Annotated in this window: 8 protein-coding genes; 2 read left to right on the forward strand and 6 right to left on the reverse strand. The window is 33.6% G+C overall.

Annotated elements, in window-relative coordinates; genetic code table 11:
- Positions 1-37 precede the first annotated feature (37 nt).
- Together K7G79_RS11440 and K7G79_RS11445 are read right to left on the reverse strand one after the other, a co-directional pair.
- Positions 38-418, reverse strand: coding sequence for a VOC family protein (locus K7G79_RS11440; RefSeq protein WP_223551720.1), 381 nt, complete (start codon positions 416-418; stop codon positions 38-40).
- A gap of 74 nt (positions 419-492) precedes the next feature.
- Entirely contained in the window at positions 493-1,287 is a 795-nt protein-coding gene (locus K7G79_RS11445; RefSeq protein WP_223551721.1) for a cation transporter, read from the reverse strand.
- Positions 1,288-1,805: 518 nt separating this feature from the next.
- Here K7G79_RS11445 and K7G79_RS11450 point away from each other — a divergent pair.
- Both K7G79_RS11450 and K7G79_RS11455 read left to right on the forward strand, forming a co-directional pair.
- On the forward strand, positions 1,806-3,158 hold the full coding sequence (locus tag K7G79_RS11450) for a hypothetical protein (RefSeq protein ID WP_223551722.1): 1,353 nt from the start codon (positions 1,806-1,808) through the stop codon (positions 3,156-3,158).
- A gap of 6 nt (positions 3,159-3,164) precedes the next feature.
- Complete coding sequence (locus K7G79_RS11455) at positions 3,165-3,800, forward strand: CPBP family intramembrane glutamic endopeptidase (RefSeq protein ID WP_223551723.1); 636 nt, start codon at positions 3,165-3,167, stop codon at positions 3,798-3,800.
- 230 nt (positions 3,801-4,030) lie between these two features.
- On the opposite strand, the gene K7G79_RS11460 is transcribed toward K7G79_RS11455, so the two are convergent.
- From K7G79_RS11460 to K7G79_RS11475, 4 genes are all read right to left on the reverse strand, one after another.
- On the reverse strand, positions 4,031-4,729 hold the full coding sequence (locus K7G79_RS11460) for a CPBP family intramembrane glutamic endopeptidase (RefSeq protein ID WP_223551724.1): 699 nt from the start codon (positions 4,727-4,729) through the stop codon (positions 4,031-4,033).
- 227 nt (positions 4,730-4,956) lie between these two features.
- Positions 4,957-5,244 (reverse strand): type II toxin-antitoxin system RelE/ParE family toxin, encoded by a 288-nt coding sequence (locus tag K7G79_RS11465; RefSeq protein ID WP_223551725.1) that lies wholly within the window; start codon positions 5,242-5,244, stop codon positions 4,957-4,959.
- Positions 5,237-5,476 carry a CopG family transcriptional regulator gene (locus tag K7G79_RS11470; protein ID WP_110476599.1) on the reverse strand — a complete coding sequence of 80 codons (240 nt, stop codon included), beginning with the start codon at positions 5,474-5,476 and terminating at the stop codon, positions 5,237-5,239. The genes K7G79_RS11465 and K7G79_RS11470 overlap by 8 nt, the downstream gene beginning before the upstream one ends.
- Positions 5,477-5,564: 88 nt before the next feature.
- The coding region (locus K7G79_RS11475; RefSeq protein WP_223551726.1) for an IS3 family transposase at positions 5,565-6,178 on the reverse strand (614 nt) is incomplete at its 5' end.

The following is a 6,178-nucleotide window of genomic DNA, read 5'->3' on the forward strand; positions in this document are numbered from 1 at the left end:
CACGTTGCTGGGTGTTGTGTTTTATTCGATTCTCATTTTAGTTTTTTATTCTCCAAGGTGGATTTAGTCGGTTCTCTCCACCATAAAATAAAATCAGTTGATTTCCATCAACATCTTTTAATCTTGCTTCTCTCCATAACCATATTTGGTCCGTTGGTTCTTGGTCCAATTCAATGCCATTTCTTTTTATATTTTCAACGTGCTCATCAAGGTTTTCGCATTCAAAATACACATAAATTCCATCTCCTTTTGGTAATTGGGCTGTTTGATGAATTGAAAAGGTCGAGTTTCCATTTGGACATTCAAATCGTGCGTAGTGTGGTAGAGATTTTACTATTAATTTAAGTCCCAATTTTTCATAAAAAGGGATTGATTTTGTCAAATCCAATGAAGGAACTGTTATTTGATTTAAATTCATATTTTCTCAGTCGGTTTGCATTACATATTATGGTTTTGTTTAGGGTTTCCTCTAGCCATGCTGTGGTTAGTGTTTTATTTACTTAATTTTAAAATTCTAAACGCTCCTTGAATTACCAACAGGAAAACAACAGTTCCAATTATTAAGTCGGGTTTGTTTGAATTCAACCAATTTACCAAAAGTCCAGCAATGATAACTCCTAAATTGATAACCACATCATTTGAAGTAAAGATCATGCTTGCTTTCATATGGGCTTCTTCTTTGCTTTTTGACTTTTGCAAAATGTAGAGACAAATTACATTTGCGACAAGTGCGAAAATCGAGACAATAATCATTGTCGAAAAGTCTGGCAATTTTTCAATTCCGAAAAATCTTCTCAAAACTTCTATAAATCCAATAGTTGCAAGCATAATTTGGAAATATCCTGCAAGTTTAGCTATCCTCTTTTTCCGTGTTAAAGTTCCTCCCACTGCAAACAGGCTAATTCCATAAACGAAACTGTCGGCAAGCATATCCAAACTATCGGCAACCAGTCCCATTGATTTTGAGATTAGTCCAGTTGTCATTTCGATTAGGAAAAAAGCGAAATTAATTCCTAGTACAGTCCAGAGCAGTTTTTTCTGGTCAACTTTATCTCCATAATTAGTTTGAGATGTTTTTTCAGTCGAGATTTTCTTTCCACCTAAATTCAATTCAAGCACTGACTTTTCGATCTGGTCAATATCTCCACTATGAAAAACAGTCAGTTTTCTGTTGGGAATATCAAAGTATAAATTTGCAATACTTGAGATTCCATCCAATTTCATTCGGATTAGATTTTCCTCCGAAGGACAATCCATTTTGGTGATCTCAAATATTGTTTTATTCATTCGCTTTCTCGGTTTTTGGACATTAACCACAACTGTCTCGACTATGAGTAATTGCGTGGTTAAGCATCTAATTTAGCAAATACAAACCAAAAAGAAAATTTGCAAGGATTTTAATAAGTAGGTGAGTACTAGCAATTAACTATATATGGTGTTGTATGTGGGTTTTCTTTTTTAAGAAATGTATCTAAATGCTTAGATATTAATTAGGGAAAATTCTATTTGCTAATTATTAACAAAACAAAGTAAAAGTCGATTTAAATCTCAACTTCTACTACTAATTTTAGCTATTAAAAAAAGATGATTGGGAAATAGTTACCTTAACTTTAAAAACCATATATCAAATCAAATCATCTCTATAAGGTAAACCAACAGCAGCTAGTTTTGTTAACAGGACCTTTCATACTCACAACAAAACCATAGATTTTTTTAGGCTGCAGATTTTTTTATTCATTGAATTAAGCAAACGCTTTATTTTGTATCTTTAAGTAGACTTAAGGAAAAATTCCTAAGTATACTTTATGTTGAGTAGGAAAAATATCAATTCGTTTATTTTTTTCTTTATCATACTCTTGCTGTGGCAATGTAAAGGTAATAAGGAAGAAGATATCCGATTAATTACTTTTAAAGGATCAAACGTTGTACGTTTTTTAGATTTTAGCGCTAGTTTTTCTGCATTGGACAGCCTTGGGTATGGTAGCCTTTTGATGCGTAAGGGAGAATTGCTTGCCATTGACGAGTTTGTTATCGCAGTTAATAAGCATTTGGCAGACACTATTAGTGTTCACCAGTTAGATTCATTATTGTTTATTAATGGGAATTTAACCGGGATTTCCATCGCTAAGAATAGTCCGCCACTATCTTTTTTTAATCAACTTTCAGAAGAGGAAATTTCCCATTTAAAAACCATCCAATTTGAGAAGCCTATTTGGGATTCCATGAGGCCATATTTGAAAAAAATGGCGCTTCTAAATCCTAATGTCGATATAGTTTATTTTTCTGAAATGGACTCATTAGCCCATTTAAATAGGGATTTGCTTTGGGTTTCCCAAAATTTTAACCCGAGGGCTTTATTAATTGAAAATAAAACAGATTCTATTTCCTTTTCCATTCTTGCCAAATTTCTGTCTTTAGAAACCCTCATGATTTCTGTTCCAACAAAAGGTGATGGTTACATTCCGCACCTTCCTCATTTGAAGGAGATAATTCTTGTTAATAATGGAGACAGTACTTTCATTAGTCCCGATTTTTTTAGAGAAAACCATCATTTAGAGAGTGTAAAAATTATTGATTATGAAGGAGTGGATATTGATTGGAATTCATTAAATATGTTGAAAAAGCTAAAGAACCTTTACATTGAATCGGATAGCATAAATCTCAATGCTGTTTATGAGTATCATCCCCACCTTAAGTTCCTAAATTTGCGACTCAATAAGCAAGGGTTTTTTAGTTCAGGTATCTTTAAGAAAAACAAGCTTAAATGGTTTTCACTTTATGCAACTGATGATCCTTTTATTGGGCAAAATACTGAAGTATTTCAGGATTCATTTCCTGAATTGGAATATCTTGAATTTGAAAATAATGATAGCCTATTGGATTACAGGAATTTCAAAAATCTTAAAAATTTAAAATACCTTATTGTTTCAGGTAAAGTGGGGTTGGATTCAACGCTCCATAATTTGGATCATCTGCGTTACCTCTCTCTTTCTGATGATTTTTTAAAGGATTCTGTTAATGTAATGAAAGTAAAGCAGGCATTGCCAAACACTATCATTACTCCAAATTCGGGAGCTTGTTTGGGTTCGGGTTGGTTGCTACTTATCATTCCTTTGGCTGGTCTCTGGTTTTATTTTTTAGAGGCCAAAAAAACATAGGGGTCAATGAATGAAAAATCTATAAGAATTCTATTTAAATCGCTTGCTCTTACTGCTGCTTTATGGTTTTTTTCTTTGTTTATCAATTTTGATTTTCCCACAAAAACAATTGCTTTTTTTGCGTTAGTAATGTCAGGTTTCTGGATGCATTCTATTTATAGAGACAACCCAGGATCTGTTTTTTCTCGCTCTTTATGGCTTTTTAAGAAGACATTTAACTGGATTTTGATTGCAATTATTTTATCCTTTATGCTTGCCATTTATTCACGAATAGAAGATGGCTTGCCGGCAATACCATCAAAAGTCGGTGCATTTGTAATAGTGGCTATCCTAATCGGTTTCATTGAGGAAGTAGTCTTCAGGGGATTTGTACAGGGAGGAGCCCAGGAATGGAACCAAAGAGGAGCCATCGTATTGGCGTCAGTTTCGCACGCTGGCTACAAAGGGTTGTTATTTGTTTTCCCATTACAGCATCTTAACAACAGCGCATTAGAATTATTTGGATATACATTTTTGGCGGGCCTGGTTTTGGGCTATTCCCGTTTTGTTACAGGATCTTTGTGGCCTGCGATTTTGGCACATTGCTTTTTTGATTTTTGGCTATATATGGAGCAATCTTCTGCCCCTTGGTGGGTGTGGTGAATTTAATAGAATATTTCATATTGTATTACCTTCTAGAACTACCATGTTATATATGCTATATATAGTTTTTATTCAAGTGTAATTTGAATCTTCAACTTGCGCAGAATAGTTAGCATATGAAAAGTAGGCGATTTCGAAGCACCAAACTTTCGGTTAAAATAAAGTTTGAAACCAACCAAAACCCTTTATTTTAATACCATTTATATACATTGTTGTGCTTAGTTATATTTTCAATTGGCCGACATGTACATCTGAATCAATAGTATTGTATCCATATATCCATGAGCTAAAACCAATATCCAAATCCTTTTTTTTAGTTTTAGATAAAAAAAACCTAATACGGCCCCCATGAAACCTGTTTGCACAATGCCCATCAGTCCCCATTGGTAATGAGCTAGTCCAAAAATCAATGCACTGATAAAAATTACTATAACTTTTCCAAACTTAGAATCTAATCCTAATTCAATAAGTCTGTTAATGATGAATCCTCGATAAATCACTTCTTCTCCAAATGATGCAACAATATAAGTGCCTATAAGTGTCAGAAATAGCAATTCTAAATTATTTTGCAAAAAAGTGTAATTGCTCATATCTGGGCTTTCAGGTATACCCGTTATGTTTGCCATAATAATTGACCCTAAAACAAAAGCAGCTATAGCTGCTATAAAAACTAAAATGGAAATTAAAAATATCTGAATTCCTTTCTTAATTGAAATCTTATTAAATGTTATGCCAAAATCGCTTAATTTTTGGTCTCTTAACTTAATTCCAAGCCAAACATAAAATAACATCAAAATGTTAGCGAACCATATCACTATTTGTTTATATACAATATTGTCTCCGGCAAAAGGTGCGAACATTTTTATAAATCCAAATGCTACAACAAAAATGAGTATGATTTCACCAATTTTCACTAATTTATTGTTCATTAGTAAGTTTTTCATGGTATTCATAATCTAGATTAAATATGAGTATTTCATGGGTCAAAATGTCTCGTCCTGAAATACAGCTACAGGTTAATATGCGTTAATTTTCGATTTGGCACAGGCTTTAGCAATTCCGAGTGGATTCTAGCCTGCCCTGAGCGCAGTCGAAGGGTAGTCGAATCCGCCGTAATTGCTGTTATACATTGTTGGCTACAGTTTTTTTAATTCCATTATAGTTTTTTATTCAAATCTTGTCTTCCAACTATTGTTATTATTTCAACAATGTTTTCATTGACTTTATAGTAAATACTATCAACTCCATACACGCAACGTCTGTATCCTTTTTTTATATAGTCAACAGATTCAAAGGAAAAAGGTCGTTCAGCAATAATGTCGAAATATTCAAAAAAAGACTCGAAATATTTGTCCGCTAGGGTCATTCCGAATTTTTCAACTCCATAATGGTGAATCCGAATCAAGTCATTTTTCGCTTCGTTTGTCAGTTTGTATTTAGCCATTTAGCAAAGACTTTGATTGAGCTAAAATACTTTCTTTGCTGTCATTCGTAAATCCGCTATTTTCAGCTTTTTCAATTTTAGCTCGAATCCAGTCAATTTGTACTTGCTGTTTTCGTGCTTGTCTAATCAAATCGTTAACTAATTCGCTTTTGCTTGAATATTCTTTATTGTCCACTTGGGATTTTAGCCATTCATCGTTCGGCTTTGTAAATGATATACTTTGTCTCGACATAATCTAATTATTTGATGTAAATATACACCAAATATGAATCATTTCCAAATGTCTAGTCCTGAAATATGGCTACAGGTTAAAAATTGATTTACGCTGTTTTTAAATATACCATATTTGGTGTTTTATAATCTAAAGATACATGTAATCTAATTTGGTTGTATAGATTAATAGCACTTTTTGTGGCTCTTTTCGCGTGTTGTACGCTATCAAAGGTTTGGTCGAGATAAAATTCATCTTTTAAGATACCGTTTACACGTTCTGCGACCGCATTTTCATAGCAATGGTTTTCTTCGGTCATACTAATACCGATGTTGTTTTTCTTTAAGATCTGAGTGTACACATTGCTGCAATATTGTATGCCGCGATCAGAGTGATGTATTTGTGGCGACCGCTTGCCGGCCTGTTTCAGGGCTTTTTGGAGAGCCCTTACGCAGCCTGCAAGCTCAAGGCTATCACTAAGGTCGTAACCGATGATTTTCCTTGAATGCATGTCGGTTATAAGAGCCAAGTAACAAAATCCTTTTACAGTTCTGATGTATGTAATATCAGATACCCAAACCTGATTAGGTCTATTAACAAGTACATCTTTGATGATGTTTTTATGTTTGTAAAACCTATGAAAAGAATTGGTAGTTCTGTAGCTGGGTTTCTTTCTGGTTATAAGCATATTGTGTTTTCTAAGAATGTTGAAAAGCGTGTCTC

This window comes from Aestuariivivens sp. NBU2969 (assembly GCF_019931125.1).
GTDB classification, from domain to species: Bacteria; Bacteroidota; Bacteroidia; order Flavobacteriales; family Flavobacteriaceae; genus Aestuariivivens; species Aestuariivivens marinum.

What these genes read in the sequence shown, in the direction of transcription:
- K7G79_RS11440 (WP_223551720.1), bottom strand. Translation starts at nt 418, where the DNA reads ATGAATTTAAATCAAATAACAGTTCCTTCATTGGATTTGACAAAATCA.
- K7G79_RS11445 (WP_223551721.1), bottom strand. Translation starts at nt 1,287, where the DNA reads ATGAATAAAACAATATTTGAGATCACCAAAATGGATTGTCCTTCGGAG.
- K7G79_RS11450 (WP_223551722.1), top strand. Translation starts at nt 1,806, where the DNA reads ATGTTGAGTAGGAAAAATATCAATTCGTTTATTTTTTTCTTTATCATA.
- K7G79_RS11455 (WP_223551723.1), top strand. Translation starts at nt 3,165, where the DNA reads ATGAATGAAAAATCTATAAGAATTCTATTTAAATCGCTTGCTCTTACT.
- K7G79_RS11460 (WP_223551724.1), bottom strand. Translation starts at nt 4,729, where the DNA reads ATGAACAATAAATTAGTGAAAATTGGTGAAATCATACTCATTTTTGTT.
- K7G79_RS11465 (WP_223551725.1), bottom strand. Translation starts at nt 5,244, where the DNA reads ATGGCTAAATACAAACTGACAAACGAAGCGAAAAATGACTTGATTCGG.
- K7G79_RS11470 (WP_110476599.1), bottom strand. Translation starts at nt 5,476, where the DNA reads ATGTCGAGACAAAGTATATCATTTACAAAGCCGAACGATGAATGGCTA.